Origin of the sequence: Sinomonas gamaensis (assembly GCF_005876955.1) — a bacterium.
GTDB classification, from domain to species: Bacteria; Actinomycetota; Actinomycetes; order Actinomycetales; family Micrococcaceae; genus Sinomonas; species Sinomonas gamaensis.
Window position 1 is genome coordinate 1 of the sequence record NZ_SSCL01000028.1, and the last position, 25,620, is coordinate 25,620.

Annotated in this window: 27 protein-coding genes; 6 read left to right on the forward strand and 21 right to left on the reverse strand. The window is 66.7% G+C overall.

Going from position 1 to position 25,620, the window contains the following annotated elements:
- Positions 1-1,106: HNH endonuclease signature motif containing protein (locus E5679_RS20335; protein WP_138419308.1), on the forward strand; the 1,106-nt coding region annotated here is incomplete at its 5' end.
- Between the two features lie 49 nt (positions 1,107-1,155).
- Here E5679_RS20335 and E5679_RS20340 read toward each other — a convergent pair.
- From E5679_RS20340 to E5679_RS20375, 8 genes are read right to left on the reverse strand one after another with little or no spacing between them, the layout of a single operon-like run.
- Positions 1,156-1,893 carry a sulfite exporter TauE/SafE family protein gene (locus E5679_RS20340; protein ID WP_249336263.1) on the reverse strand — a complete coding sequence of 246 codons (738 nt, stop codon included), beginning with the start codon at positions 1,891-1,893 and terminating at the stop codon, positions 1,156-1,158.
- An 18-nt stretch (positions 1,894-1,911) separates the two neighbouring features.
- Positions 1,912-2,733, reverse strand: coding sequence for an HpcH/HpaI aldolase/citrate lyase family protein (locus E5679_RS20345; protein WP_138419310.1), 822 nt, complete (start codon positions 2,731-2,733; stop codon positions 1,912-1,914).
- A complete protein-coding gene (locus E5679_RS20350; RefSeq protein ID WP_138419313.1) occupies positions 2,730-3,236 on the reverse strand; it encodes a MaoC family dehydratase in 507 nt (168 codons plus the stop codon). The genes E5679_RS20345 and E5679_RS20350 overlap by 4 nt, the downstream gene beginning before the upstream one ends.
- Positions 3,226-3,888, reverse strand: a complete 663-nt coding sequence (locus E5679_RS20355; protein ID WP_138419315.1) for a CoA transferase subunit B — start codon at positions 3,886-3,888, stop codon at positions 3,226-3,228. The genes E5679_RS20350 and E5679_RS20355 overlap by 11 nt, the downstream gene beginning before the upstream one ends.
- The gene (locus E5679_RS20360; protein WP_138419317.1) at positions 3,888-4,664 is read right to left on the reverse strand and encodes a CoA transferase subunit A; all 777 of its coding nucleotides are present in this window, start codon (positions 4,662-4,664) and stop codon (positions 3,888-3,890) included. Before E5679_RS20360 ends, E5679_RS20355 begins: the two co-directional genes overlap by 1 nt.
- A gap of 41 nt (positions 4,665-4,705) precedes the next feature.
- Positions 4,706-5,872 carry an acyl-CoA dehydrogenase family protein gene (locus E5679_RS20365; protein WP_138419319.1) on the reverse strand — a complete coding sequence of 389 codons (1,167 nt, stop codon included), beginning with the start codon at positions 5,870-5,872 and terminating at the stop codon, positions 4,706-4,708.
- Positions 5,873-5,901: 29 nt separating this feature from the next.
- Positions 5,902-7,896 carry an acetyl/propionyl/methylcrotonyl-CoA carboxylase subunit alpha gene (locus tag E5679_RS20370; protein WP_138419321.1) on the reverse strand — a complete coding sequence of 665 codons (1,995 nt, stop codon included), beginning with the start codon at positions 7,894-7,896 and terminating at the stop codon, positions 5,902-5,904.
- A 5-nt stretch (positions 7,897-7,901) separates the two neighbouring features.
- Positions 7,902-9,509, reverse strand: coding sequence for a carboxyl transferase domain-containing protein (locus tag E5679_RS20375; protein WP_138419323.1), 1,608 nt, complete (start codon positions 9,507-9,509; stop codon positions 7,902-7,904).
- A gap of 88 nt (positions 9,510-9,597) precedes the next feature.
- Between E5679_RS20375 and E5679_RS20380 the strand changes: the two genes are divergently transcribed.
- A complete protein-coding gene (locus tag E5679_RS20380; RefSeq protein WP_249336266.1) occupies positions 9,598-10,245 on the forward strand; it encodes a TetR/AcrR family transcriptional regulator in 648 nt (215 codons plus the stop codon).
- A gap of 6 nt (positions 10,246-10,251) precedes the next feature.
- On the opposite strand, the gene E5679_RS20385 is transcribed toward E5679_RS20380, so the two are convergent.
- From E5679_RS20385 to pdhA, 3 genes are read right to left on the reverse strand one after another with little or no spacing between them, the layout of a single operon-like run.
- Positions 10,252-11,586 (reverse strand): dihydrolipoamide acetyltransferase family protein, encoded by a 1,335-nt coding sequence (locus tag E5679_RS20385; RefSeq protein ID WP_420821095.1) that lies wholly within the window; start codon positions 11,584-11,586, stop codon positions 10,252-10,254.
- 5 nt (positions 11,587-11,591) lie between these two features.
- A complete protein-coding gene (locus E5679_RS20390; protein WP_138419327.1) occupies positions 11,592-12,617 on the reverse strand; it encodes an alpha-ketoacid dehydrogenase subunit beta in 1,026 nt (341 codons plus the stop codon).
- Positions 12,617-13,756, reverse strand: coding sequence for a pyruvate dehydrogenase (acetyl-transferring) E1 component subunit alpha (gene pdhA / locus E5679_RS20395; protein ID WP_138419329.1), 1,140 nt, complete (start codon positions 13,754-13,756; stop codon positions 12,617-12,619). The genes E5679_RS20390 and pdhA overlap by 1 nt, the downstream gene beginning before the upstream one ends.
- Positions 13,757-13,897: 141 nt before the next feature.
- Between pdhA and E5679_RS20400 the strand changes: the two genes are divergently transcribed.
- Both E5679_RS20400 and E5679_RS20405 read left to right on the forward strand, forming a co-directional pair.
- On the forward strand, positions 13,898-14,365 hold the full coding sequence (locus E5679_RS20400; RefSeq protein WP_138419331.1) for an Lrp/AsnC family transcriptional regulator: 468 nt from the start codon (positions 13,898-13,900) through the stop codon (positions 14,363-14,365).
- A gap of 72 nt (positions 14,366-14,437) precedes the next feature.
- The gene (locus E5679_RS20405; RefSeq protein ID WP_138419333.1) at positions 14,438-16,084 is read left to right on the forward strand and encodes a sensor histidine kinase; all 1,647 of its coding nucleotides are present in this window, start codon (positions 14,438-14,440) and stop codon (positions 16,082-16,084) included.
- On the opposite strand, the gene E5679_RS20410 is transcribed toward E5679_RS20405, so the two are convergent.
- The 6 genes from E5679_RS20410 to rpsB all read right to left on the reverse strand — a co-directional run bounded on the left by E5679_RS20410 (position 16,065) and on the right by rpsB (position 21,071).
- Complete coding sequence (locus E5679_RS20410) at positions 16,065-16,640, reverse strand: DivIVA domain-containing protein (RefSeq protein ID WP_249336264.1); 576 nt, start codon at positions 16,638-16,640, stop codon at positions 16,065-16,067. The genes E5679_RS20405 and E5679_RS20410 overlap by 20 nt on opposite strands.
- A gap of 106 nt (positions 16,641-16,746) precedes the next feature.
- Complete coding sequence (locus tag E5679_RS20415) at positions 16,747-17,739, reverse strand: phosphatidate cytidylyltransferase (protein WP_138419337.1); 993 nt, start codon at positions 17,737-17,739, stop codon at positions 16,747-16,749.
- Complete coding sequence (gene frr, locus E5679_RS20420; protein ID WP_138419359.1) at positions 17,739-18,296, reverse strand: ribosome recycling factor; 558 nt, start codon at positions 18,294-18,296, stop codon at positions 17,739-17,741. Before frr ends, E5679_RS20415 begins: the two co-directional genes overlap by 1 nt.
- 53 nt (positions 18,297-18,349) lie before the next feature.
- Positions 18,350-19,117: a UMP kinase gene (gene pyrH / locus E5679_RS20425; RefSeq protein WP_420821096.1), complete on the reverse strand. Its 768-nt coding sequence runs from the start codon at positions 19,115-19,117 to the stop codon at positions 18,350-18,352.
- 137 nt (positions 19,118-19,254) lie between these two features.
- Positions 19,255-20,091, reverse strand: coding sequence for a translation elongation factor Ts (gene tsf / locus E5679_RS20430; RefSeq protein ID WP_138419339.1), 837 nt, complete (start codon positions 20,089-20,091; stop codon positions 19,255-19,257).
- Between the two features lie 128 nt (positions 20,092-20,219).
- Positions 20,220-21,071, reverse strand: a complete 852-nt coding sequence (gene rpsB / locus E5679_RS20435) for a 30S ribosomal protein S2 (RefSeq protein ID WP_138419341.1) — start codon at positions 21,069-21,071, stop codon at positions 20,220-20,222.
- Between the two features lie 428 nt (positions 21,072-21,499).
- Between rpsB and E5679_RS20440 the strand changes: the two genes are divergently transcribed.
- Together E5679_RS20440 and E5679_RS20445 are read left to right on the forward strand one after the other, a co-directional pair.
- Positions 21,500-22,048, forward strand: coding sequence for a M23 family metallopeptidase (locus E5679_RS20440; RefSeq protein WP_420821097.1), 549 nt, complete (start codon positions 21,500-21,502; stop codon positions 22,046-22,048).
- 50 nt (positions 22,049-22,098) lie between these two features.
- Positions 22,099-22,407 carry a protease inhibitor I42 family protein gene (locus tag E5679_RS20445; protein WP_138419345.1) on the forward strand — a complete coding sequence of 103 codons (309 nt, stop codon included), beginning with the start codon at positions 22,099-22,101 and terminating at the stop codon, positions 22,405-22,407.
- A 29-nt stretch (positions 22,408-22,436) separates the two neighbouring features.
- Here E5679_RS20445 and E5679_RS20450 read toward each other — a convergent pair whose 3' ends face one another.
- The 4 genes from E5679_RS20450 to E5679_RS20465 all read right to left on the reverse strand — a co-directional run bounded on the left by E5679_RS20450 (position 22,437) and on the right by E5679_RS20465 (position 25,414).
- The gene (locus tag E5679_RS20450; protein ID WP_138419347.1) at positions 22,437-22,874 is read right to left on the reverse strand and encodes a hypothetical protein; all 438 of its coding nucleotides are present in this window, start codon (positions 22,872-22,874) and stop codon (positions 22,437-22,439) included.
- A 250-nt stretch (positions 22,875-23,124) separates the two neighbouring features.
- Positions 23,125-24,606 carry a hypothetical protein gene (locus tag E5679_RS20455; RefSeq protein WP_138419349.1) on the reverse strand — a complete coding sequence of 494 codons (1,482 nt, stop codon included), beginning with the start codon at positions 24,604-24,606 and terminating at the stop codon, positions 23,125-23,127.
- Positions 24,603-24,881: a hypothetical protein gene (locus E5679_RS20460; protein ID WP_138419351.1), complete on the reverse strand. Its 279-nt coding sequence runs from the start codon at positions 24,879-24,881 to the stop codon at positions 24,603-24,605. Before E5679_RS20460 ends, E5679_RS20455 begins: the two co-directional genes overlap by 4 nt.
- A complete protein-coding gene (locus E5679_RS20465) occupies positions 24,878-25,414 on the reverse strand; it encodes an AAA family ATPase (protein WP_171042499.1) in 537 nt (178 codons plus the stop codon). The genes E5679_RS20460 and E5679_RS20465 overlap by 4 nt, the downstream gene beginning before the upstream one ends.
- Positions 25,415-25,620: the final 206 nt, after the last annotated feature.

The following is a 25,620-nucleotide window of genomic DNA, read 5'->3' on the forward strand; positions in this document are numbered from 1 at the left end:
CCGGGGCCGTCTCCGAGGCCACCGCCGCCCGGCTCCTGCACGAGGCCGCCGACCTGGCCGCGGCCCCGGAGCTGCTGGGCGCCCTCCAGGCCGGGCACATCTCCTACCAGCACGCCAAGGCCATCCTGGACCAGACCCGCACCCTCCCGGCCCCGCACGCGGCAGCCTTCGCCCGCAAGGCCCTGGCCCGGGCCGTGACCCGCACCGGGCGCCGCCGCACCCCCGCCGAGCTGCGCTCGTGCCTGCGCCGCCTCCGCGAGCACCTCCACCCCCAGACCCTCACCGCCCGCAAGGCCGCAGCGGCCGCCGGGCGCGGGCTCTGGCTCGCACCCGAGCCCGACGGGATGTGCGCCCTCACCGCCCGCCTGCCCGCCGAAGCCGCCCACGCCATCCACCACGGCCTGGACCACGACGCCCGCACCGCCCGCACCGCCGGCGCCCCCGGCACCCTGGACCAGCTGCGCGCCGACGCCCTCGCCCACCGCCTCCTGGCCCGCCCCGACGGCGCCCCCGCCTTCCAGGCCCGCATCGCCCTCACCATCCCCCTCACCCTCGCCCTCGGCGCAGACCAGCCCGAGACAGCCGGCCCGCCGGACGCCGAGGGGGCACCGGACGCGGCCGAGCTGGAGGGCTACGGGCCCATCGACCCCGCCACCGCCCGCCGCCTGGCCGCTCTGGCCCCGAACTGGGAGCGGATCTTCGCCGACCCCGCCACCGGGGCCGCCCTGGGCGTCGGGCGCACCGCCTACCGGCCCCCCGCAGCCCTGCGCCGCTACCTCGCCCACCGCGACGGCGGCTGCACCTTCCCCGGCTGCACCACCCCACCCCACCGCTGCGAACCCGACCACACCACCGAATGGCAGCACGGCGGCACCACCGACCCCCACAACCTCGCCCTCCTCTGCCCGCGCCACCACGCCCTCAAATCCCTGCGCGCCTGGACCTACCAGCACACCACCGACCAGAACACCAACCACCACACCCTCACCTGGACCTCACCCCTCGGCCACACCCACACCACCGAACCCCACACCCCCAAACCCCCAGAACCCGAACCCCCACAACACGACCAACCCCCACAACACGACCAACCCCCACCCTTCTGACAGGAGAGCTCACTACTTTGGTGCTCTACCAACTAGGGGTGCCCTGTAACTAGAGATGCCCTGCCCCGTTCACGATGGCGAGGGCAGCTCCGGCGTACGCGATTCCGATGACAGCACGTCGGACCACCTCGCCCGCGAGCTTGCGGGCGAGAACGTCTCCTATTGCGATCCCGGCAATCATGCACGCGAACACGAGGCCCCATTCCCAAACGGCGAGCGCCGGCCAATGGCCCCCGGTGGCCAGCGCCTTCGCGAGCAGCGACGCCGATCCGGTGGACAGGAAATATGGCTGCAGTGTCGCTCCGAAGCGCTTCTGCTCCCAGCCGGTCAACACGGCGTAGGCGGTAACGGCGGGGCCTCCCACTGCCGCGGCAGCATTCATGAATCCGCTGGAGAAGCCACTGGCAGTGCGAATGCCCATCCCGTCGATGCGACGCCGTGTCCTCGCAACGAGCTGCGACAGCAGAAGCCCGAGGATCAGAAGGGCCCCAATCGCGATCTCGAGAGGCGCGGCCGGCACGCGGCTCACAAGGAGGGCACCGAGTGCAATCCCTACAAAACCCGGAACGATGAGCCCCACGTACCGCCACCAGTCGACGTCGCGCCAGACCCGGAACAGGATGAGCAGGGACGAGGTCGCGCCGCACGCGTTGACGATCATCACCCCATCGAGCGGTCCGAGGAGTACCACCAGGACAGGCGAGACCATGAGCCCGAACCCCAACCCGACGACACGCTGAGCCATGGCGCCCACGACGACGGCGATCAGGACAACAGCGAACAACACGAGCGCTGCCGACCCCGCTTACACCCCTGCGCGCCGGAGGACAGCCTCAGCGTGCCGCAGGATGGGACCGTCGATCATCCGCCCGCGGAATTGGAACACGCCGGAGCCAGCGGCCTCGGCCGCGGCTAGCAACTCGCGCGCGGCGGCAATCGCTTCCTCCGCGGGGGCGTAGGCAGCGCGGACCGCCGGGACTTGGTTGGGATGAATGCAGGCCTTGGCCGCGAACCCGGACGCTGCTGCGTCTGCTGCCTCTTGCGAGAGACCCTCCAGATCGGGGATGGCGGTGTAGACGGCGTCGATCGCGGCCTTGCCGTGGGCACCCGCAGCGAGAAGAACCGTGGACCGGGCGTGCAAGGCAATGGCGCGGTAACCGCCGTCGTCCGCTCTGCTGGAGGTTCCACCCAAGGAGGCGACCAGATCCTCGGCCCCCCACATGAGGCCGATGACGTTCGCCTCTCCAGCGATGGCGGGAGCATTGACGATGCCGAGGGCGGTCTCGCAGAGGGCAATGACCTCGAATCCCCCAAGCCTGCGCACCTGCTCAGCGGATTCGGCCTTGGCGAGCATCACGGTCCTATAGGGCGTCGTGGCGAGCGCGGCAAGGTCGGCCTCGAAGTCGGCCGTGGACGCGGCGTTGAGCCGGACGATGGTCCGCGCTGGGTTGAGGGTGTGCGCCGCAAGGTTGGAGCGCGCGGCATCCTTCGCCTCGGGTGAAACCGCGTCTTCGAGATCGAGGATGACGGCGTCTGCGCGCTCGGCGGCCTTGGCGAACCGCTCCTGCCGGTCGGCGGGGCAGAAGAGGAGGGCTGGACCCATGGTGAAGGGGGCTGCGAAGGTCATGAATGGGCGTCCTTGATCCACATGAGGCACGAGCGTTTGGCCCGGGCGACGACAACGCCGTCCTGATTGCGGCCCGTGTGCTCCATGGTCACGATGCCCTGGCCCGGGCGGGAGGACGAGAGCCGCTTCTCGACGACGACGGTTTCGGTGTAGAGCGTATCGCCGTGAAAGAGGGGGTGAGGGAAGGAGACGTCGGTCAGACCAAGCTGGGCAACGATCGTCCCCTGAGTCAACTGGGCGACGGACTGGCCGACGAGTGTCGCGAGCGTGAACATCGAGTTGACGAGCCGCTGGCCGAAAGGCTGGCTGGCGCTCCATGCAGCATCGAGGTGCAGCGCCTGAGTGTTCATGGTGAGCGCGGTGAAGAAGACGTTGTCGGCCTCCGTCACAGTCCGCCCGGGCCGGTGGGCGTAGACCACTCCTTCTTCAAGCTCGTCGTAGTACAGGCCCCGCTGCTCGATCACCTGCCGGGGCTGATCGGGGCTCCCGGGCTCAGGGCTCATTGTCGTGGATCTCCACATCGAGCTCGGCGTCCGTCTTCTCCGCCACCTCGTCCTCAGTGACCCCGGGAGCGAGCTCGCGCAGCACGAGCACGGACCGACCGCCGTCTCGGACCACGTCCATGACACCCAGATCGGTGATCACCCGGTCGACGCAGCTTGTTCCCGTCAGCGGAAGCGTGCACTCGCGGAGGAGCTTCGGCCTGCCGTTCTTGTCGGTGTGCTCCATCATCACGATGAGCCGCTTCGCCCCGAAGACCAGGTCCATGGCGCCGCCCATCCCCTTGACCATCTTGCCGGGAATCATCCAGTTCGCGAGATCCCCATTCTGGGAGACTTCCATGGCCCCGAGCACCGCGACGTCCACGTGGCCGCCGCGGACCATCCCGAACGAGGTCGCCGAGTCGAAGAAGGCAGCCCCCTTCTTCACGGTCACAGTTTCCTTGCCGGCGTTGATCAGGTCCGGGTCCACTCCGTCCTCAGTGGGGTACGGCCCAATGCCCAGAATGCCGTTCTCCGAGTGGAGAACCACCTCGACGCCGTCGGGAATGTAGTTGGGGATGAGGGTCGGCATGCCAATCCCCAAGTTCACGTATTGCCCATTCTTGAGCTCCTTGGCAACGCGCGCCGCGAGCTCATTCCGTGTCCAAGGCATCAGGAACCCTCCCCATTGACTGAGACTGTCCTCTTCTCGATCCGCTTCTCCCCGAGAGGACTTTCGGCGGGAACGTGCACGACTCGCTGGACGAAGATGCCCGGCGTATGAACGTGCTCGGGGTCCAGCTCTCCCGGCTCGACGAGCTCCTCGACCTCCGCGATCGTGACCCTGCCAGCCATGGCGCAGAGGGGATTGAAGTTCATCGCAGTTTCGTGGAAGACGAGATTCCCGTGACGGTCGCCCTTGAGGGCATGCACGAGGCCGAAGTCGGGCCTGAGGGATTCCTCGAGAACATACTCTGCCCCGTTGAAGGTGCGTACCTCCTTGGGCGAGGACGCCTTCACGACGTTCCCCTCGGCGTCGTACTTCTGCGGCAGCCCGCCTTGGGCCACCTGAGTGCCGACGCCCGCGGCGGTGTAGAAGGCCGGAATGCCCGCGCCCCCCGCACGGAGCTTCTCAGCCAGCGTCCCCTGGGGGGTGAGCACTACTTCGAGCTCGCCCGCGAGGAACTGCCGCGCAAACTCCTTGTTCTCCCCGACGTACGAGCTGATGGTGCGGCGAATGCGCCCAGCGGAAAGGAGGATTCCGAGGCCCCAGTCATCCACGCCGCAGTTGTTGCTGATGGTTTCGAGGTCTTTCGTGCCCTGGCGGAGCAGCGCATCGATGAGCCCTACCGGGATTCCGCACAGACCGAACCCTCCGACGGCGAGCGATGCGCCATCCGAAACCTCGGCCACAGCCTCCTCGACCGTGGCCACCACTTTGTCGATCACAGCCCCTCCTCCTACAAGCTCAGGTTGCAGTTGCCCCTAAGCTACAACCCCAGCTGCCGTGCGATCAGCATGAGCTGGACTTCTGTGGTCCCCTCCCCGACCTCGAGGATCTTCGAGTCGCGGTAGTGGCGGGCCACCGTGAACTCGTTGATGAAGCCGTAGCCGCCGAAGACCTGGGTGGCGTCTCGGGCGTTGTCCATCGCCGCTTCGCCAGCGACCATCTTGGCGATGGCGGCCTCGGTCTTGAAGGGCTTCCGGGCGAGCATCCGCGCTGCGGCGTCGTAATACGCGAGGCGTGCAGTGTGGGCGCGTGCCTGCATGCGGGCAATCTTGAACTGGATCGCCTGGTACTTCCCGATATTCGTGCCGAAGGCGCTGCGTTCCTTGGCATATTTGACGGAAAGGTCCACGCAGCCTTGCGCCGCCCCCGTGGCGAGGGCGGCGATCGCGATCCGCCCCTCGTCGAGGATGGACAGAAAGTTCGCATAGCCGCGGCCCCGTTCGCCGAGGAGATTCTCCTCCGGGACCCGGGCCTCCCGAAAGGACAGCGGATGGGTGTCCGAGGCGTTCCAGCCCACCTTGTTGTACGGCTTCTCCGCGCGGAAGCCAGGCGTGCCCGACGGCACGATGATGGTGGAGATCTCCTTGCGCTCCGGCTCGCCAGCCGTACCGGTGACGGCAGTGACCGTGACGAACTTGGTGATAGCTGTACCCGAGTTGGTGATGAATTCCTTGGCCCCGTTGATGACCCATTCGCGTCCGTCCGGGCCGTCGTCGAGGCGGGCTGCCGTCTTGGTACCGCCGGCGTCCGACCCTGCCTCGGGCTCGGTCAGGCCGAAGCCCGCCAGCGCGCGGCCAGCGGCCAGGTCGGGCAGCCACTTCTCCTTCTGCTCGTCTGTGCCGAAGCGGAAGACAGGCATGGCGCCGAGGGAGACACCGGCCTCGAGCGTGATCGCCACTGATTGGTCCACGCGCCCGAGCTGCTCGAGTGCGAGGGCCAGCGCGAAGTAGTCGCCGCCCATGCCCCCGTACTCTTCGGGGAAGGGCAGCCCGAACAGGCCCATCTCGCCCATCTGGGCCACGAGCTCGTAGGGGAAGCTGTGCTCCTCATCGTGCCGCTGCGAGACAGGCGCCACGACATGGTCGGCGAAGTCCCGGACCGTTTCGCTCAGTTCCCGGTACTCGTCGTCGAGATGGAAGTCGACCATATTTGGCTCCTCATCTTGTGATATGGCTCCTAATCTTGTGCGGGAATGACGGTTGCAACGACCTGATCCGCCTTGACCAGGTCGCCGACTGAAACGTGCAGCTGAACCACCCCAGCTACCGCTGCAACCAGCTGGTGCTCCATCTTCATGGCCTCCACGCTCACCAGCGGTTGCCCGGGTGCCACATCCTGCCCGGGCTGAACTGGGATCGAGACGACCGTGCCCGGCATGGGTGAGCGAACTTCCGGCGTGTCTTCGCGATCCTGATGCTGCGCGGCCGCGCGCACTCGCTCGAGCCGCTGGGCGCGGTCGAGGACAGGGAGCGCAACCGCCCACCCCTGATCGCCGAGGAAGACTACATCCGAGGACACCGCCCAGGCGTAGGCGTGCGGCTCGCCGTCGAGGTCCAGTTCGAGGGAACGGCCGACGACGGCGAAGCTCGCCTTGCGCTCGACCCCGCGGTCCACGCTCAGATGCGCCCCGGGGAGCTGCCCGCTCAGCTGCACAGTGGCGATGCCGCCGTCGGGGGTTCCGAGCGTGACCCGGCGAGGGGCGGCCGCGCCCAGACGCCAGGCATCTCTTCGCCATGGCCCCTCGAGCTCATCGCGCTCTCGCGTGTGCTCGGCCAGCAATGCGGCGGCCGCGAATTCGGCCTCGTGTGGCTCGCGGAACTCGAGATGCTGGAGCCGCCGCTCGATCAGGGTCGTGTCGAGGCGTCCCGCTTGGACGTCGGGGTCAGCAAGGAGGAGGCGGAGGTACTCGATGTTGGTTTCGACCCCGAGCACGGTGTAGTCCGCGAGCGCACCGTCGAGCGCCGCGAGCGCCTGGTCTCGGTCTTCGCCCCAGGCGACAGCCTTTGCGAGCATCGGGTCGTAGTCGGCTCCGATCTCGAGCCCCTCGAGGAGGGAGCTGTCCACCCGGACCAACTCGCCTGCTGGCTCGCGCAGGAACTCGACGCGACCAGTCGCGGGGAGGAAGCCCTTGCGGGGCACCTCGGCGTACACGCGGGCCTCGATGGCGTGTCCGTGGAGGCGGATGTCCTCCTGCCGGATTCCCAGTTCCTCTCCGGCCGCAACACGGAGTTGCTGCTCCACGAGGTCCACTCCGGTCACCATCTCGGTCACCGGATGCTCGACTTGGAGGCGCGTGTTCATCTCCATGAAGAAGAACTCATCCGGCCGTTCATCGCTCACGAGGAACTCGACCGTCCCTGCCCCGGTGTAGCCCACGCTTCGAGCGGCATCGCAGGCCGCACGTCCGATCCATTCCCGGGTTTCGGCAGTGAGGAGGGGTGAGGGCGCCTCCTCGATGACCTTCTGATGGCGCCGTTGGAGGGAACATTCGCGCTCGCCCAAGTGGATTGTGGTCCCGTGCCGGTCCGCGAGGACCTGGACCTCGATGTGCCTGGGCGCCCGGATGAGGCGTTCGAGGAAGAGGGTGTTATCGCCGAACGCAGCTGCAGCCACGCGGCGCGCCGTCGCGAGAGCCGGAGCGAGGCCGTCGGCGGACTCCACCACCTGCATCCCTTTGCCGCCGCCCCCGGCCGAGGGCTTGATGAGGAGCGGGTACCCGACGCCGTCGGCCTCCCTGATCAGCTCTTCGTCGGTGAGACCCGGCCGGGCGACGCCTGGCACCACCGGCACCCCATAGGCCGAGACGTGGTTCTTGGCCCGGATCTTGTCCCCCATCACCGCGAGCGCCTCGACTCCAGGTCCGACGAAGACGATGCCCGCCTCCTCAAGCGCACGGGCGAAGAGTTCGTTCTCGCTGAGGAAGCCGTAGCCGGGATGGACGGCCTCGGCGCCTGTCGCGCGGCAGGCGGCAACAATGGCCTCGATATTCAGATAGCTCTGCGCGGCCGACGCCGGCCCGATCCGCACCGCCTCGTCGGCCTCCCGCACATGGCGAGCACCGCCGTCGGCGTCGCTGTAGACCGCGACGGAGGCGATGCCCAAGCGGCGGAGTGTTCGGATGACCCTGCACGCGATCTCCCCGCGATTGGCAACCAGCACCTTGGTGAACATGCCCCTCACATCCTGAAGACGCCGAACGACGACTCCGGCAAGGGAGCCTGGGCGACTACTTCAAGCGCCATGCCGAGCACCCGGCGGGTATCCACGGGGTCGATGATGCCGTCATCCCAGAGCCGAGCGGTCGAATAGTACGGGCTTCCCTGACTCTCGTACTGCTCTCTGATGGGTGCCTTGAAGGCCTCCTCGTCCTCGGGTGCCCATTCTTGGCCGCCTGCTTCGAGCTGATCGCGCTTGACCGTGGCGAGGACGCTGGCGGCTTGGCTTCCACCCATCACCGAGATGCGGCTCGCGGGCCACATCCACAGGAAGCGCGGCGAATAGGCCCGCCCGCACATGGAGTAATTGCCGGCACCGAACGACCCGCCGATGATAACGGTCAGCTTGGGAACGCGCGTGGTGGCGACCGCGGTGACCATCTTCGCGCCATTCTTCGCGATTCCGCCCCGCTCGTAGTCGCGCCCCACCATGAAACCCGAAATGTTCTGCAGGAAGACCAGCGGGATACCGCGTTGGTCGCACAATTCAATGAAGTGCGCTCCCTTCAGCGCGGATTCGGAGAAAAGTACCCCGTTGTTCGCCACAATTCCCACCGGGTGGCCGTGAATCCGCGCAAATCCCGTCACGAGGGTGCTGCCGTACTCGCGCTTGAACTCGTGGAACGCGCTCCCATCGACGAGCCGTGCGATGACCTCATGCACGTCGTAGCGGGCGTTGACATCTGTTGGCACGCAGCCGTAGAGCTCGGATTGGTCGGCCTTCGGTTCTACAGGGACAGTCACGTCCCACGGCGCGCCCTGGGGCGCGGGGAGCGTCGCAACGATGCCCCGGACGATGTCGAGCGCATGCTCGTCATTCTCCGCCAGGTGGTCTGCCACGCCTGAGATCTTCGCGTGGACCTCTCCCCCGCCGAGCTCCTCGGCCGAGACAATCTCGCCGATCGCGGCCTTCACGAGAGGCGGCCCGCCGAGGAAGATCGTCCCCTGATTGCGGACAATCACGGTCTCGTCACTCATTGCCGGGACGTAGGCTCCGCCGGCGGTACAGGAACCGAGGACGGCGGCGATCTGCGGAATTCGGGCCGCAGACATACGTGCCTGATTGTAGAAAATGCGGCCGAAATGCTCCCGGTCAGGGAACACCTCGTCCTGACGGGGCAAGAACGCGCCTCCAGAATCGACGAGATACACGCAGGGCAGGCGGTTCTCGAGGGCGATCTCCTGGGCTCGCAGATGCTTCTTGACCGTCATCGGGTAATAGGTGCCGCCCTTGACCGTGGCGTCGTTCGAGATGACCAGGACGTGGCGACCGTGCACGAGCCCGATTCCGGCGATCAGGCCCGCGCCGGGGCTTTCGTCGTCGTACATCCCATAGGCGGCGAGCGGTGCGATCTCGAGGAATGGCGAGCCCTCATCGAGCAGGACATCGATCCTCTCGCGCGGAAGGAGCTTTCCGCGCGCCACATGGCGTTCCCGCGAGCGCTGGGGACCGCCGAGGGCCGTCGACGCCAGGCGCCCGGACAGTTCCTCCGCGAGCGTCCGCTGTGCGCCGTGATTCCTGGCGAAATCAGCGCTCGCCGGATCGATGTGGCTGACCAGAGTCTCCATCGAACCTCGCATTCGGTTAATGACGACTAACTGAAGGCCAAGTTAGTCTTGATCATCTGTGGTGTCCACCAAGAAATCTGGAGCGTGCGTGAACGAGGCCGCCAGCGCCCGCAGCGAAGTGCCCAGCCCCCGCAGCGAGGCCAAGGCAGTGCGTCGGCAGGCGCTCCTCGACGCAGCCGCGGGGCTGTTCGCCGCGCAGGGTTTCTCCGGCGTCTCCCTGGACGACATCGGCGCCGCTGCGGGAGTGAGCGGCCCAGCCATCTACCGCCACTTCGCGGGAAAGCAGGCCGTCCTGGGCGCGCTCCTCGTCGGGGTGAGCAGCGAACTCCTCGAGGGTGGCCGCGCCGCCGCGGCGGGTGCGCATCCGAGTGGCGCCGGCCCAGATGGTTTGGCCGACGACGGCGCCGCCCTCCGCGCGCTTGTCGCCTTCCACGTGGATTTCGCGCTCTCCAAACCGGACGTGATCCGCGTGCAGGACCGCGATTTCTCGAGCCTCGCAGCCGAAGACCAAGCCGAGGTGCGCTCCCTCCAGCTCGAGTACGTGGATGTTTGGGCGCGGACGCTGTCCCGCCTGCACCCCGAGGCCTCCGCCGCGGAGCTGCGCCTCCGCGCGCAAGCCGTGTTCGGGCTCATCAACTCCACACCCCACTCCGTGCGCCGCACCACCCGACGCACGGCGGGCAAGCTGCTCGAGTCGATGGCCCTCGCGGCCCTGACAGCGCCTGCACCATCCTGACGGCGCCTAAACCATAGCGAGGACCATGCCTGGGTCGGCCAGGATCGCGCCGACGTCGGCGAGGAAGCGCGAGGCCTGTTCGCCGTCGACCAGCCGATGGTCGAAGGAGAGCGAGAGGGTCACGACCTGCCGGAGCGCGATCTCCCCGTGGTACTCCCATGGCATCCGCCGCACTTGGCCCAGTGCCAGGATTGCCGCTTCCCCGGGATTCAGGATGGGAGTTCCCGCGTCGACGCCGAAGACGCCGATATTCGTGATGGTGATCGTCCCGCCCGTCAGATCGCCTGGGGTTGTCTGGCCCTCCCTGGCCGAGTCGACGAGGGATGAGATCGCCTTCGCGAGCTGGGCGAGGTCCATGGCGTCCGCATCCTTGACGTTGGGAACCAGCAGTCCTCGTGGTGTCGCCGCGGCGATCCCCAAGTTCACGTAGTGGTATTGGACGATCTCCTGAGCCGCGTCGTCCCAGTGGGCATTCAGCTCCGGGTGGCGGCGCAGCGCGATCAGCACTGCCTTGGCCGCGAGGGTCATCGGCGTCAGCTTGAGCTCCGAGAAGGCCTTGATCGCGTGGAGGCGGGCCAGAAGCTCCATGGCCGGAGTCACGTCGATGGTGAGGAACTCGCTCGCGTGCGGCGCCGTGAAGGCGCTCGACACCATGGCCGCTGCCGTCGCCTTGCGCACGCCATGGATGGGCGTCCTGGTCTCGCGCTCGCGGCGCGCGGCCGGACGCTCCTCGGTGGTGGGCTGGGGCGTCCCGACCTGCCCCAGGACGTCGTCGCGAGTGATGAGGCCATGAGGGCCCGAACCGTTGACCGAGTCCAAGTCCACGCCGAGGTCCTTCGCAAGCTTCCGCACCGGGGGCGTTGAGCGGGGACGGGTCGTGGCGGCGGGACGTTCTGGGGTTGCCGCCGCTTCCCTTGTCGATGCCCACGTCCTGGCCTTGCGGCTGGGATGGCCTGTGATCTCGGGGAGCGCACCATAGCCGACCAGGTTTGGCTCGCGCCGCTGCGCGGGCTGCGGCTGCTGCTGGGCCGGCTGCTGCTGCGCCGGCTGATTCTGGGCCGGTTCCTTCTGGGCCGCGACCTCGAAGGTGGCAATCGGCGTTCCGACGGCGACCACTTGGCCCGGTTCGGCGAGAAGCGCGACGACGCGGCCGGTGAAGGGACTCGGCAGCTCGACGACGGCTTTGGCTGTCTCAACCTCGCCGATCACCTGATTGAGCCGGACTTCGTCCCCGACGGCGACGCGCCAGGAAACAATCTCCGATTCGGTGAGCCCTTCGCCGAGGTCCGGAAGCTTGAAGTCCCGGGTCACGCTGTCTGCGGACACGGCGTGTTCGGACACTGCGCTCACTCCTCGCCCTCCTCGATGCCGCTGAGCGAGTTGGGGCGGCCGAGCGCCCGGTCCACGCCGTCGAGAATGCGGTCCAGGTCCGGCAGATGATGAGTCTCAAGTCGGGAATTGGGGTACGGGACGTCGAAGCCTGTCACCCGAACCGGCGCGTGCTCGAGGTAGTAGAAGCAGCGCTCCGTGATGGCGGCCGCTAGCTCGGCGCCCAGACCGGCAGTCTGCGAGGCCTCGTGGGCGATGACAAGGCGGCCCGTCTTCCGGACGGATGTCTCAAGGGTCGGGTAATCGACGGGAGAGAGCGATCGCAAGTCGATGACCTCGACCGAAACCCCCTCGTCCGAAGCCGCTACTGCCGCATCGAGGCACGTCTTGACGAGCGGACCGTAGGCCACGAGCGTCACGTCCGTGCCTTGTGCCGCGACCCGCGCCGTGTCCATGCCAAGGCCCGCCGGTCCTTCAAGGCCCGCGGACTCGTCGACGTCTCCCTTGTCGTGATAGCGCCGCTTCGGCTCGAAGAAGACCACCGGATCGTCGCACGCGATGGCCTGCTGGATCATCGAGAAGGCGTCCTGCGGGTTCGACACGCTCACCACGCGCAGGCCCGCAGTATGAACGAAGTAGGCCTCCGGCGACTCGGAATGGTGCTCGGGCGAGCCGATGCCGCCGCCGAACGGGATGCGGATCGTGATGGGCATGCGGACGCGGCCGAGAGTGCGGAAGTGCAGCTTCGCAACTTGGGACACGATCTGGTCGAAGGCCGGATAGACGAAGCCATCGAACTGGATCTCGATGACCGGCCGGTAGCCCCGGTAGGCCATGCCGATCGCGGTCCCCATGATGCCGGATTCGGCGAGCGGCGTGTCGATGACCCGGTGCGCCCCGAAATCCTTCTGAAGTCCATCCGTGATCCGGAAGACACCCCCGAGTTTGCCGATGTCCTCGCCCATCAGGACAACTTTCGAATCCCGTTCCATGGCACGACGCAGGCCAGCGTTGATCGCCTTGGCGAAGGTCATTTCAGTCATCACTGGCCCCCTTCTGCGCCGGCCTCAATACCGGCCCGATACCGACCGAAATGGTCGCGCTGCCGGTCCAGGATCGACTGCGGCCCCGCGTAGACGTGCTCGAAGAGAGCCTCCGGTGCCGGGTCCGGCATGTGGATGGTGGCGTCACGCAGCGCCGCACCCACGGAATCCGCCTTCTCCGCCACTCTGGCGCGCCCGGCGTCGTCAAGGATGCCCCGAGTGGTGAGGAACGCCTCGAAACGGGAAATCGGATCCCGTTCCTTCCAGTCCTCGAGTTCGTTGGCGTCTCGATATCTGGTGGGGTCGTCCGCCGTCGTATGCGGTCCCATGCGATAGGTGACGGCCTCGATGAAGGAGGGCCCGTTGCCTGAACGGGCGCGTTCAAGTGCTTCGCGCGCAGCGGCGAGGCAGGCGAGGACGTCGTTGCCGTCCACCCGCACACTGGGGATCCCGAAGCCGGGCGCGCGGAGCGCAATCGGCACATGGGCCTGGATTCCGACGGGCTCGGAAATCGCCCACTGATTGTTCTGGCAGAAGAACACGACGGGCGCCTGGAAACTCGCGGCGAAGACCATGGACTCGTTGGTGTCCCCCTGGCTGGTGGCACCGTCGCCGAAATAGGTGATGACGGCGGACTCGGCACCGTCGAACAGCACCCCCATTCCGTATCCCACGGCATGGAGCGTCTGCGCTCCAATAACCACTTGGGACGGTGCCATATTGAATTCGTAGGGGTCCCACCCGGAATTCGCACTGCCTCGCCATTGGCGGACCAGATCCGCGAGAGGAACGCCGCGAACATAAGCGACGGCGATCTCCCGATAGCTGGGGAAAATGAAATCGTCGGGGCGAATGGCATAGGCGGACCCGATTTGTGCCGCTTCCTGGCCGACAAACGGGGGCCAGAGGCCAACTTCGCCCTGACGCTGAAGGGCGGTGCCCTCGGCGTCGATCCTTCGGGCAACGACCATGTCCTCGTAGATCTTGAGCAGCAGCTCTTTGCCGTTCTCGCCGTCGAGATCCTGGAGGAAGCGGTCATAGCGCTCGTGGGGGTGCCGAGCGCCGTCTGGAGAGAGGAGCTGGATCGGCGATCCGTCGTCGCCGGCAATCATCTGATATGTGGACACTTCGGTTCGCATCCCTATCTTTTCGCGGGAAGGCCTGTAGGCCCCCGAGGTAATTGTGACGATACTCACAAGGCGCAAGGGGTACAACCAGCCACGCGAGAAGTGAGCAGGATGCCCTATTTGGCCCCGACCCGCCGTGCTACTCTGCGCAGCATGCACTCCGTGGATGCCACCGACGCCCGCATCCTGCGCGCGCTGGCAGAGGACCCTCGCCGGACAGTCGTGGCACTCGCCCAAGAGCTCGGCCTCTCACGCAACACGGTCCAGGCCCGGCTCGCCCGCCTCGAGCAGCATGCCTTCCTGCCATTCGACCGGCGTATCAACCCCGCATCGCTCGGCTATCCGCTGCTCTGCTTCATCACCGTCCACGTCCAGCAACGGCTCCTGGCCGAGATCACTGCGGCCATAGCCCAGATCCCCGAGGTGCTCGAAGGCCATGGGCTCACCGGGACGGCCGACCTTCTGCTCCGCGTGGTCGCCCTCGACGCGGAGGACCTCTTCCGGATCAACGGCAAGATCCTGGCGGTCGATGGCGTCGAGCGGACCGATACGGCGCTCTCCATGGGAGAACTCATCCCCTTTCGCATGGACCCCCTGTTGGAACGAGGTCCACGCACATGATCAAGTGACGTTCGATTGACAGGAGGCGTCACAGGATTGACTCACTGATGCAGAAAAGGGAAAGAGAGTCGCGTGGGGAACCTTCTAGAGAAGATTGTGCTGCTGGGGCAACGCCGCTTCCACGAATTGAACCTTCGCGCCAAGGTCGTGCTGAGCCAGCTGCCACTGAATGCCACGATGCTCCTGGTGTGCTGGATCGCGGCGGCAGTCCAAATTGGCGAGTTCACGGACGCAGGATTCCTTGGAGCGCAGGCCATGGCACTGCTTCTTCTTGCGGCGTGTGCCCTGATTCCCTGGGAGCGCCTTCCTCAGCGATCTTTTCTCGTCATCCCGCTGCTTGACTTCATCCCGGTGGGCATCCTCCGTGCCAGCACCGAGGACGTCCTCCAAGGCCTCGGACTCCTCGCGGTCTTTCCGATGATGTGGCTTGCGGGATCCGGGTACCGGCCCGCCGTCATGGTTCCTCTCGGAACCGCGGCCACCTTCCTCATGGTCTGGACTCCCCACTTCGCAGAGGGCAATTCCGGGCCGTACAAGCTCACCGCCGAGCTGGTCACCCCCTTCATGGTGATGGCGATCGGGATCGCGACGGCTGTCATGACGGCAAGTGGGATGATCCAGCGGAGCCGCGTGGAGGAACTTCTGGAGCGGACCGAATTGCGCCAACGGCTCCTCGACACCGTCCTCGAAACGGTGGACGTCGGCGTCCTTGTCCTCGATCCAAAGGGCAAACGCCTGATCATGAATGCGCGGCAGCGCGAACTGCACCAAATTGCCCTGCCGGACGGCGTGGACGAAGGCCGAGAACCGGAACTCCTCGTCTACGGAGAGAACTCCGACCAGCTCGCACCCCTTGAGCGGCGCCCCGCCTACCGGGCAAGGAACGGGGAGACGTTCACGCACAACGTCTTTCGACTCGGCGCAGGTGCCGACGCCCGCATCGTCTCAGTCTCCGCCCGACCGTTCCGGGGAGTCAGCGGAGGCCAGGAAGGCTCCGTCCTCGCCTTCTCGGACGTCACTGAAGTGGTCAAGGCAGTTCGCGCCCGTGACCGCTTCGTTGCGGCGATGTCCCACGAGTTCCGCACTCCGCTCACGAGCCTGCTCGGCTACGCCGAACTCCTGCAGGAAGAACCGTGCCTCACCGCATCAGCCCGCTCCGACGTTCAGGTCATGGCACGCAACGCCCGCCATCTGAACAAGATGGTGGACGACATCCTCGCTGCAGCCACCTCCGATGTGACCGAGCCCGTCCGGGCCCCGATTGATCTGGCACGGCTGCTCAGGGAGGAGGCTACGTCGTCGGCCCCAGACGCTGTGAACCGCGGGATCACACTCCAAGTGAGCGCCGACGACCCGCTCCCGATCCTCGGCGACCAAACCGCCATCGTTCGCACCATAGCGAACCTGGTCTCCAACGCGCTCAAGTACTCAGAGACCGGCGGCACAGTGGTGGTGACGGGGAAACAAGAGGGCGGCTGGGCCGTCTGCACCGTCGAGGACCGGGGAATAGGCATCGCTCCCGAGGACCTCCAGCGGGTCTTCACCCGCTTCCAACGAAGCTCGGCCGCCGTCCGCTCCGGGATCCCCGGCACGGGGCTGGGTCTTGCCCTCGCCCGCGAGGTGGCGGTCCAGCACGGCGGCAGCCTCGACGTCGAGAGCGAACTGGGGGTCGGGAGCGTGTTCACACTCCGACTCCCCCTCAGGCAATCTTCGCGATGAGCTCCACGCAGCGGTCCAAGAACGCGTCGACCTGGGTCTCTTCGTAGCCCTCCCGCCCGGCAACGGTGCGGAACACGGCAGTTCGTACTTCGTCGGCGCTCATCGTGGCATCGTGCTCCAGATAGTCGAGGAGCCGATGGCAAAGGGCATCCACATCGCCCCGGTGATAGCTCGGGGCGCCGTTCTTGGAGGGTCGGCGGAAGCGATCGCCGTCGGGGCGGAGGAGTCGGTTGCGGAGGATCCCGGCGAGGTAGCCCACCTCGTGGAGCCAGGCGTCCTCCCCCTCGCGATCGATGAGCTCATCGCGTTCCCGCCGAGCCAGCGCATCCTCGAGGCGGTCCAAGGCCGCGTCAACCTGGCCCGCATCGTAGCCGCCGCGCACGGCATCGAAGGCAATCGTCCGAACGTGGTGGCTGGTGATCGGCTCAGAGGAAGAACCTCGCAGGTAGGCGCGGGCAGCCTCCATGAACTTCTCGACCTGCTTGGGGCTGTAGCCCAGTTCGCCGCGGTCGACCCGCTCGAACCCAGCCGCGGCCCCCGATTCAGCTCGCGCCACCCTGCCTCCGTCCTCTCCTACGGCCCTCTCCTGAGGCGGTGTCCCGCCGCGGGCCATGACCTGCCCTGCCCAACATTATCGTTCCGTCAGGGCTCATCCTGCCTTATCAGGAGGCTGGAAGGACGCTGAACACAAGGTACGCCACCGGCACTCCGAAAAGGATCGAATCGAGCCGGTCCATCATTCCACCATGTCCAGGAAGGATGCTGCTCATGTCCTTGATGCCCAGCTCCCGTTTGACCATGGACTCTCCGAGGTCGCCAGCGGTCGCTGCCCCCACCATGGCGATCGCCAGGACGATGCCTTCCCACCAGGGCCTCCCCAGCAGGAAGACAGTCCCCAGAATTCCAATCACGATGGCACCCGCCACTGACCCGGCGAACCCCTCCCAAGACTTCTTGGGGCTGATCTTCGGTGCCATGGGGTGCTTGCCGAGGCTCGCCCCGACGATGTAGCCGAACGTGTCGTTGGCGACGATGAGGAGGAGCGTGAGCACCAGCTGAAGGACGCTCTTGGGCACCTCGAGGCCGGGCCACAGCCCGAACGGCGCCGATGACAGCCCGGAATCATGCAGGGGCAGGACCGCGAAGCCCACGAAGAACGGGATCCACATGAGCACGAAGACGCCGCCGACGACGTTCGTGACGGCTCCCTCGGCTGACTCAAGGCTCTGCCAGAGCAGCACTGCAGCGCATGCGGCGAGGAGCGCGAACAGCTGCGCTTCCTGTCCGCCGATGAAGGCAGAGAACGGGATCGCGACCGAGCCGATGAGCACCGGAACGATCGGGATGTTCGTCCTGCGGGTCTGGAGCGCGCGGAACACTTCCCAGACCCCAAGAACACCTGCCGCCGTGGCGATCAGGACAAAGCCGAGAGGCCAGATGAACAGCCCGGCGAGCACCGCGGCCAGGAGGGCGAGCCCGACGACGATCGCCGCCGGCAGGTTGCGGCCCGCCTTCGAGCTGGATCCAGTAGGTGGGACCGCGGCTCCAGCCGCGGCAGCTTGGGCGACAGCCGCCTCGCGGCGGGCACGCCGGGAGGCCGGCGCGCCCGGCGCGTCGAGCGGCGGGCCGCCGGCCTCGGGCTGTGGATCGGCCATCAGACCTCGAGCAGCTCGGCTTCCTTGCGCTTGACGAGCTCGTCCACGCTGTCCGTGTGCTGCTTGGTCAGGCTGTCGAGCTCCTTCTCGCCGCGCGCGCCGTCGTCCTCGCCAACCTCGCCATCCTTGACGAGCCGGTCGAGCGACTCCTTCGCCTTGCGGCGGATGCTGCGGATCGAGACCTTCGCATCCTCGCCCTTGCCCTTGACGATCTTCACGTACTCCTTGCGGCGCTCCTGCGTGAGCTCGGGCAGGACCACGCGGATCACCGCTCCGTCGTTCGAGGGGTTGGCCCCCACCTCGGAGTCGCTCAGGGCGCGCTCGATGTCCCGCAGCGCGGTCTTGTCGAACGGGGTGATGAGGATAGTGCGCGCGTCAGAGACCTGGAACGACGCAAGCTGCTGCAGCGGCGTGGGAGTTCCGTAGTACTCCACCATGACCTTGGCGTAGAGCGCCGGATTGGCGCGCCCCGTGCGGATCGCCGCGAAGTCCTCCTTGGCCACCTCGACGGCCTTCTCCATCTTTTCGGCGGCTTCGAGAAGAGTCTCTTCGATCACGGTTGCTGGCTCCTGACTGGACGCGTTCATGGACTATCGACATCCTAGCTGGACTAGGGGGTCACAACAGTTCCCAGCTCCGCGCCCAGAATCGCGCGCGTCACGTTGCCCGCACCCTCCATTCCGAACACGACCATCGTGACGCCGTTGTCCTTGCACATGGTCATGGCGGTCTGGTCCATCACCCGAATGTCCCGGCGAAGGGCCTCGTCGTACGTGAGCCGCTCGAGCTTGCGGGCTTCCGGATCCTTCTTGGGATCGGCCGTGTAGACACCGTCCACGCCGCTCTTGGCCATCAGGACGACGTCGGCATGCACCTCGAGCGCGCGCTGCACCGCGACCGTGTCGGTCGAGAAATATGGCAGGCCAGCGCCGGCGCCGAAGATCACCACGCGACCCTTCTCCATGTGGCGGATCGCGCGCCGCGGAATGTAGGCCTCAGCGACCTGACCCATGGTGATGGCGCTCTGGACGCGGGTTTCGACCCCTGCCTGCTCGAGGAAGTCCTGCAGGGCCAGACAGTTCATCACCGTGCCGAGCATGCCCATGTAGTCCGCCCGGGAGCGGTCCATCCCGCTCTGCGAGAGTTCGGCGCCTCGGAAGAAGTTGCCCCCGCCGACGACGATGGCGACCTCGACGTCGTCGACCGCTGCCGCGATCTGCTCGGCGACGTTGCGCACGGTGCCCGGGTCCACGCCCAGCTTGCCGCCGCCGAAGACTTCCCCGGACAGCTTGAGCAGCACGCGTCGGCGGTGCGGCGGGAGGGGATCTTCGGTCAGGGGAAGCGTTGAGGTTTGCACGTCAGTCTGCACGGTTTCCATTGGTGATCTGTCCCCTCAAGGCGGTGGTTCGCGAACGCTGTGTGGGCCTTGGTCTAGATTATCGGCATTCTCAGCGCACAAAAGGGGCGGCCACCGGCGGTGGCCGCCCCTCAGTGCTTTTCTGCTGGTCGCGTGGGTCAGGCGCCGACGCGGAAGCGAGCGAAGGCAGTCGCCTCGACTCCGGCTTCCTGGAGCACCTGGCCGACGCTCTTCTTGGCGTCCTTCGCGAAGGCCTGGTCGAGCAGCACCTCGCCCTTGAAGAAGCCCGTCACGCGGCCTTCGACGATCTTCGGCAGCGCAGCCTCGGGCTTGCCCTCAGCCTTGGCCGTCTCCTCCGCGATGCGGCGCTCGGACTCGACGAGGTCGGCCGGGACGTCCTCGCGGCGGAGGTAGTTCGGAGCCATCGCGGCGACGTGCACAGCGACGTCGTGGGCGGCAGCCTGAGCGGCCTCGCCCTCGCCGTTGACGGCCAGGAGGACGCCGACCTGAGCCGGAAGATCCTTGGACGTCTTGTGCAGGTAAGCGTCGACCGTCGCGCCCTCGATGCGGGCGATACGGCGGACCGCGACCTTCTCGCCGAGGACAGCGCCCTCTTCGACCACGAAGTCGCTCACGGCCTTGCCGTCCACCTGGGCAGCCAGGAGGCTGTCCAGGTCAGATGCGCCAGACGCGACCGCGGCTGCCAGGACCTTGTCCGCCAGCTCGATGAACTTCGCGGACTTGGCCACGAAGTCGGTCTCGCAGTTGACCTCGACCATGACGCCCACGCCGTTCTCGACCTTGGCGGCGACGAGACCCTCCGCGGTGGAGCGGCCCTCTCGCTTGGTGGCGCCCTTGAGGCCCTTGATGCGGATGATCTCGATGGCCTTCTCGGCGTCGCCGTTGGCCTCGTCGAGAGCCTTCTTGACGTCCATCATGCCCGCGCCCGTGCGCTCGCGCAGGGCCTTGATGTCAGCAGCGGTGTAGTTCGCCATGTGAACCCCTCTGTCTTGTACTTTCCACTTCTCACACATCGGCAGGATGGCGCCGCGGTTCACGGTGCCATCCTGCCGTCGTCCTCCGACGCCGTGATCCGGACTCAGAGGAATTGTTCTGGGGCTGACTAGGCCTGAGCCTGCTCGCCCTCGGCCGAAGCTCCCTCAGCCGATTCGGCGGCCGGGGCAGTCTGCTCGGCCTGCTCCGCGTTCTGGCCCTCGAGCAGCTCGCGCTCCCACTCGGCCAGCGGCTCAGCCGAGGAGGATCCCTCGGAACCGGCGCCACGGTTGTTGCGGGCGATGAGGCCCTCGGCCACGGCGTCGGCCACGACGCGGGTCAGCAGGTTGACGGAGCGGATGGCGTCGTCGTTGCCCGGGATCGGGTAGTTGACCTCGTCCGGGTCGCAGTTCGTGTCGAGGATCGCGACAACCGGGATGCCGAGCTTCTTGGCCTCGTCGACCGCGAGGTGCTCCTTCTTGGTGTCGACCACCCAGAGGAGGGACGGGGTGCGCGAAAGGTTGCGGATACCGCCGAGGGTCTTCTCGAGCTTGTCCTTCTCGCGCTCAAGGATGAGGAGCTCCTTCTTGGTGCGGCCCGAACCGGCCACATCCTCGAAGTCGATCTCCTCGAGCTCCTTGAGGCGCTGGATGCGCTTGGCAACCGTGGAGAAGTTGGTGAGCATGCCGCCCAGCCAACGCTGGTTCACGTACGGCTGGCCCACGCGGGTCGCCTGCTCGGCGATGGCCTCCTGGGCCTGCTTCTTCGTGCCGACGAAGAGCACCGTGCCGCCCTTGGCGACCGTGTTCTTGACGTGCTCGAAGGCGCGGTCGATGTAAGACAGCGACTGCTGAAGATCGATGATGTAGATGCCGTTGCGCTCCGTGAAGATGAAGCGCTTCATCTTCGGGTTCCAACGGCGGGTCTGGTGACCGAAGTGGACGCCGCTGTCCAGCAGCTGGCGCATGGTGACGACGGGCATGCCGACGCTCCTTCCGGCAGGTCATGGATGAGGGAGCCTCTGCGGCTGCCCTTGCCCCTGCCATTGATGTTGACGGTTGTTCGACGACGGCCGGCCGGCCGCCATCCCTGGCATCCCCGTGCACCCGAGCCACCCTGTTGGAGTAACTGGGCGGACCGTCAGGAGCACCGGATCACACCTCACGGGGAGGTGTGACGCTGGATGCGCGGAGTCGGCTTCCGCGCGCACTCATGCTTCCGCTCAATTGGAAGATTGGCATGGCAACAGGACGCAGAAAGCCGCGGTTCTCAGTGTACTACAGCCGTACCCTGCCGCCGTGCTCCGTTTGCCCTCCATGTTTGCCCTTCACAGAGCCGACGGCGGCGTGTCCTCCACATGCAGGCAGCTGGGGCTCGTGCGGTGGGCGAGCTATGCGAGAGGCTCGGGCTGTGTCCCACCATCTCTCACTCGCCCGGGTCATCCTCCCACTCCTGTTCCTGCTGCCCGTCATCAGCGGCGCAGCCCTGCCGTCGCAGCCCGAGGGCCAAGGCCTTCGCCCCGGGTGGGGGTGGCCGCTCGTGCCCCGTCCCGCCGTGATCCGCACCTTCGACCCGCCCGAGCGCCCCTGGTTGAGTGGGCATCGAGGCGTGGACCTCCGGGCGGCTCTCGGGCAAGAGGTACTCGCGCCCGCTGATGGCACTGTTTCCTTCGTGGGCCGGGTCGTGGATCGGGATGTTGTCACGATCGACCACGGCAATGATCTCCGCAGCAGCTTCGAGCCTGTCGAATCCGCTCTCCCCCACGGCACTGTCGTAACCGCCGGGCAAGTCGTCGGCCGGCTCGCTGCGACGCCGACGCACTGCCCGGGAGGATGCCTGCACTGGGGAGTCCGAGATGTCGGCGGTGGCACAGGTGACGGCGGAACCGGCTACGTGGATCCCCTGCGTCTAGTCGCCGATACGCGGCCGTCCGTCCTGCTGCCATGGCGCGACCCTTGATCTCGCGGAGCTCTTGTCGAGTGCTGGAGCCGACGTGAACAATCGGGGCCATGGAGTCTGCAGACAGCCGCGAAGGGCGGGACGTTGCCGCGGGGGCAGAGTTCGACGTCGTGCTGACAGCTCCCGGAGGAACCGGGTACCGATGGGAGCTGGAGGTGCTGTCGGAGGGGATGACTCTCCTAGCGGAGCATCCGAGGACGGCGGCTGAGGGGGCCGCGCAGCGGCCGGGCTCTCCGTCGTCCCAACGATTCCTCGTGAGGGCAGGCACCGAATCCGGCGCTGTCGTCTTCCAGTTGAGGCGACCGTGGGAGGCACTGCCCGTGAGACGGCACGCGGTGGACGTCCGTGTTCGCCGCTGAAGCGGCCTGTAGCGCCCGGCCGCTTGCTCTCATCCTCGGCGCCCACCTCGCGCTCGGTGCCAGCTGTCCCTGATCGTCTCTCCGTCGCCGAAGGGCAGGGCCGCGCAGACGGCGTGACTCAACGCCAGGGCTGCCCACGCCCACAAGACGAGTGGAACCCACGCGGCGAAAGGTATCAGGAAGGCTCCGGCGATCGCGGGTGCCACAGGACCGGCAAGGGCTACGGCGAGGTCGGCCTTGGGCGTGAGGGTCTTCCGGACCAGATGGCATCGGATCCCGCACGTGACCATGATCCCGGGACTGTCGGCCGGTGCGAGCGCACGATAAGCAAGGACGTGCCCAAGTTCGTGGACCAGGATGGCCGCGGAGAAGAGGAGGCCACCCGCGGCGATGGCGATCAGGGACGAAAGTCCGGCGGCGATCCCCACGACAGAGCTCACGAGGGCGAGGGCTGCACAGCGGGACATGCCGACAGCGCAGTGAATCAGAGCAACGTGGATAGCGCGCCACCCGTCCGGGAGCAACTGCGCGCGACTCGTTGCAGCGCCGAAAAGCCAACGGCACACGCTGCTGTCCGCCTCGCTCGCAAGTCCTAGCTCAAGCACTGTCCGCCTAAAGTCCTTCGAGCTGCGGGAAGCTGCAATTCCCAGAGACGGATGCAGGACAGCATCTCCGCGGTCGAACGCTCCCGGAGTCAAGACCAGATGGGACACCTGGTCAGAGGTATCGTGCCGCATCCCGCGCCTGCCCGGATCCAATGAGTGCGTAGAACGCGAAGAACAGCACCGCAACGGCACCTTCAGCGACGAGGCCGATGACGTCCGTCGTCGCGGACCTCGCCCATGACACGAACATGGTCGAGGCGATGACGAGCAGTCCCGTCAAGAACCCCGAGGCTGCGACAGACAGTCCTTGCTCCTCCGAATAGGGGGCGAGTGCACCTCCGAGCAATCCCGCGCACAGCACCAGCACGGTCCGGGCGGCGACCGAGGCAAGATCTCCTATCTCCAGAAGGCCCAGAACCAGTTCACCGGCATAGACGAAGACTCCGACAGCTGCCCCGGCGAGGAAGTACGCAACTCCGGTCGGAGCCACCCACCATGACCATGAACCGTGGACGGCGGCACCCAGCCAGCGATACTTCACCGTCCTGCCCAGTGCGTACATCGAGAGAGCAAACGGCACCGCGGGGAGCCCGGACGCGATCTGTGGCGCCGCGAGCGCCATCATGTCGATGGACGCGAGCCAGCGCACGCCTACCACGAGCGGCGCCATCGAGAGAGCCGTGACAACGAACTGAGGCGTCCGGACGGCGATCAGCAGTTGAATCCAGACGGCACTCAGGAACCGACCAGCCGGAGGCGTGGTCCCCGTGAGAAGCCTGATGCCTCCCGTGCCGGCGCTCTGTTGGTTGAGCCGGCCGGCCGCGAGGAAGATGACCAGGCCTGCCGCCCACCACAGGAGGACGCCCCCGCCGTCGAGAACGCTCCCGTGGAGCACCGTCTTCACCGCGAGCCGAGTGACGAGCAGATCGCCGATGCTCCACCCTTGCCCCCGGCGCGCTGCCAGATTGAGGACATCGCCCGAGAATGCAGCGAGCGCCGCCACCATGACAAGCGCACCGGAAAGCGTGGTCGCGTACTGCTGGGGAATCCGCAGGCGTCGACTTAGCAGTGAGCTGGCGGCGAGGAAGACGCTCAAGCCAAGCACCTGCAGCGCAGCCATGTTCCCCACCACGAGGAGACAGGCCGCCCAGAAGGCCAAGGGCCCGAGAATCTGGCTGGCGAGGGCGATCACAAGCGCCGAGAGCACAAGGCCGAGCGCGGAACCAAGGGCAAGTACCGGCAGGAGCTGGCCGAGCTGCGCTTCCACCCTGCGCACAGGCAGAAGGTCCACGAGCGACTGAAGCGCAGTACGGGGCGGGAGCGAAACCGCCAGAACCACGATGATCAGGAGACCGATCACGGCGCTCGTCGAAAACGCGGTCCGCAACATGAGCTCCCTCAGCTCAGGCGGATATCCGGCCGACGAGGGCTTGAGGGCAACTGCTGCAAGGCCAATGCCGAGGGCCGCGGCCCCTAAGAGCACCATCGCCGATCCCAGCGCGACAGCCCTGCTCGAAACATGGAAGAGCGCCGCGAGGTCTCGAAGCCAGAGCAGCACCGAAATTGAGGCGACGGCCCGGAGTCTCGGCATCATGATGAACGCCCGGATCCGCGCTTCCGCAACGACGCCAAGACCAGAAAGGCCGACGTGGCGAGGACAACGGCGAGCATCCCCCAGAGATTCGGCACGAAATTGACGGCGGGCATGCCGTTCTCTTCCGTGACCCAGGCTTCGAAGATCCCCGGCAGAAATGCCCGAGTGCCCGTGGCCCATGCGAAGGCGGTAGATCCGACCAGAACGATGACGAGTACCGCGGCTCCGAGCACCAGGCCGCTGAGAGCTGAAACAACAATTCGCGTGAGAATCACGACTCTCCTTCCGAGGCTGCGGTTTCTGAGGCCGGGGTCGACGAGAAAAGGCCTGCAATGCGGGATTTCCGGTGTTCACTCGCCTCGCCGAGACCTGTGACTACGATGAAGAGGCTCTCGAGATCGGTGGTCCCTCCATGCTCGGCGAGCAGCCTCCGTGGTGGGCCCGCGGCAACAACCCGCCCGTTCGCCAGAATCGTCACGTCATCGCACTCCCGTTCGGCCCGGAGAAGGTCATGGGTCGCAATCAGGACCGTGCGCCCGCTTCTGCTGAAGCCTGCCAGGACGTCCCGCAATGCGGCCGCGGCATCCGGATCCAATCCCCTGAAGGGCTCATCCAGGATGACGATCTGGGGTTCATGGCTCAACGCGGCGATGACCTGAAGCTTCCTGCGCATTCCATGGGAGTACTGCCCGACCTGCTTGTCGAGGTCGTCAGTGAGACCGAAGAGGTCGGCCAGCTCTCGCGCCCGAGGCCCGTCTTTGCGCCTCCGCATCGCGTGATGGAACTCGAGGTATTCCTGCCCAGTCAAAGCCACTGGCAAGGGAAGGTCGTCCGGCGCAAAGCCGTAGAGATCACGCGAACGTTTTTCGGAGATGGGGACTCCCCCGTGTCAACGACTTCTGAATTTTGACCCCCTGGCGACGTCTGAATTTTGACCCCTCGCGAGGCTTAGCTGTTGGATGCGCGGTTCTCCTTGGCGAGGAGTTCTCGGCGCTGGCGGGTGCGGTAGGAGTC

Bases quoted from the DNA above. Each gene is read 5' to 3' on its own strand.
- E5679_RS20345 (WP_138419310.1), bottom strand. From the start codon at position 2,733: ATGACCTTCGCAGCCCCCTTCACCATGGGTCCAGCCCTCCTCTTCTGC.
- E5679_RS20350 (WP_138419313.1), bottom strand. From the start codon at position 3,236: ATGAGCCCTGAGCCCGGGAGCCCCGATCAGCCCCGGCAGGTGATCGAG.
- E5679_RS20355 (WP_138419315.1), bottom strand. From the start codon at position 3,888: ATGCCTTGGACACGGAATGAGCTCGCGGCGCGCGTTGCCAAGGAGCTC.
- E5679_RS20365 (WP_138419319.1), bottom strand. From the start codon at position 5,872: ATGGTCGACTTCCATCTCGACGACGAGTACCGGGAACTGAGCGAAACG.
- E5679_RS20370 (WP_138419321.1), bottom strand. From the start codon at position 7,896: ATGTTCACCAAGGTGCTGGTTGCCAATCGCGGGGAGATCGCGTGCAGG.
- E5679_RS20375 (WP_138419323.1), bottom strand. From the start codon at position 9,509: ATGGAGACTCTGGTCAGCCACATCGATCCGGCGAGCGCTGATTTCGCC.
- E5679_RS20390 (WP_138419327.1), bottom strand. From the start codon at position 12,617: ATGACTGAAATGACCTTCGCCAAGGCGATCAACGCTGGCCTGCGTCGT.
- pdhA (WP_138419329.1), bottom strand. From the start codon at position 13,756: ATGCGAACCGAAGTGTCCACATATCAGATGATTGCCGGCGACGACGGA.
- E5679_RS20400 (WP_138419331.1), top strand. From the start codon at position 13,898: ATGCACTCCGTGGATGCCACCGACGCCCGCATCCTGCGCGCGCTGGCA.
- E5679_RS20415 (WP_138419337.1), bottom strand. From the start codon at position 17,739: ATGGCCGATCCACAGCCCGAGGCCGGCGGCCCGCCGCTCGACGCGCCG.
- pyrH (WP_420821096.1), bottom strand. From the start codon at position 19,117: ATGGAAACCGTGCAGACTGACGTGCAAACCTCAACGCTTCCCCTGACC.
- tsf (WP_138419339.1), bottom strand. From the start codon at position 20,091: ATGGCGAACTACACCGCTGCTGACATCAAGGCCCTGCGCGAGCGCACG.
- rpsB (WP_138419341.1), bottom strand. From the start codon at position 21,071: ATGCCCGTCGTCACCATGCGCCAGCTGCTGGACAGCGGCGTCCACTTC.
- E5679_RS20445 (WP_138419345.1), top strand. From the start codon at position 22,099: ATGGAGTCTGCAGACAGCCGCGAAGGGCGGGACGTTGCCGCGGGGGCA.
- E5679_RS20450 (WP_138419347.1), bottom strand. From the start codon at position 22,874: ATGTCCCGCTGTGCAGCCCTCGCCCTCGTGAGCTCTGTCGTGGGGATC.
- E5679_RS20455 (WP_138419349.1), bottom strand. From the start codon at position 24,606: ATGATGCCGAGACTCCGGGCCGTCGCCTCAATTTCGGTGCTGCTCTGG.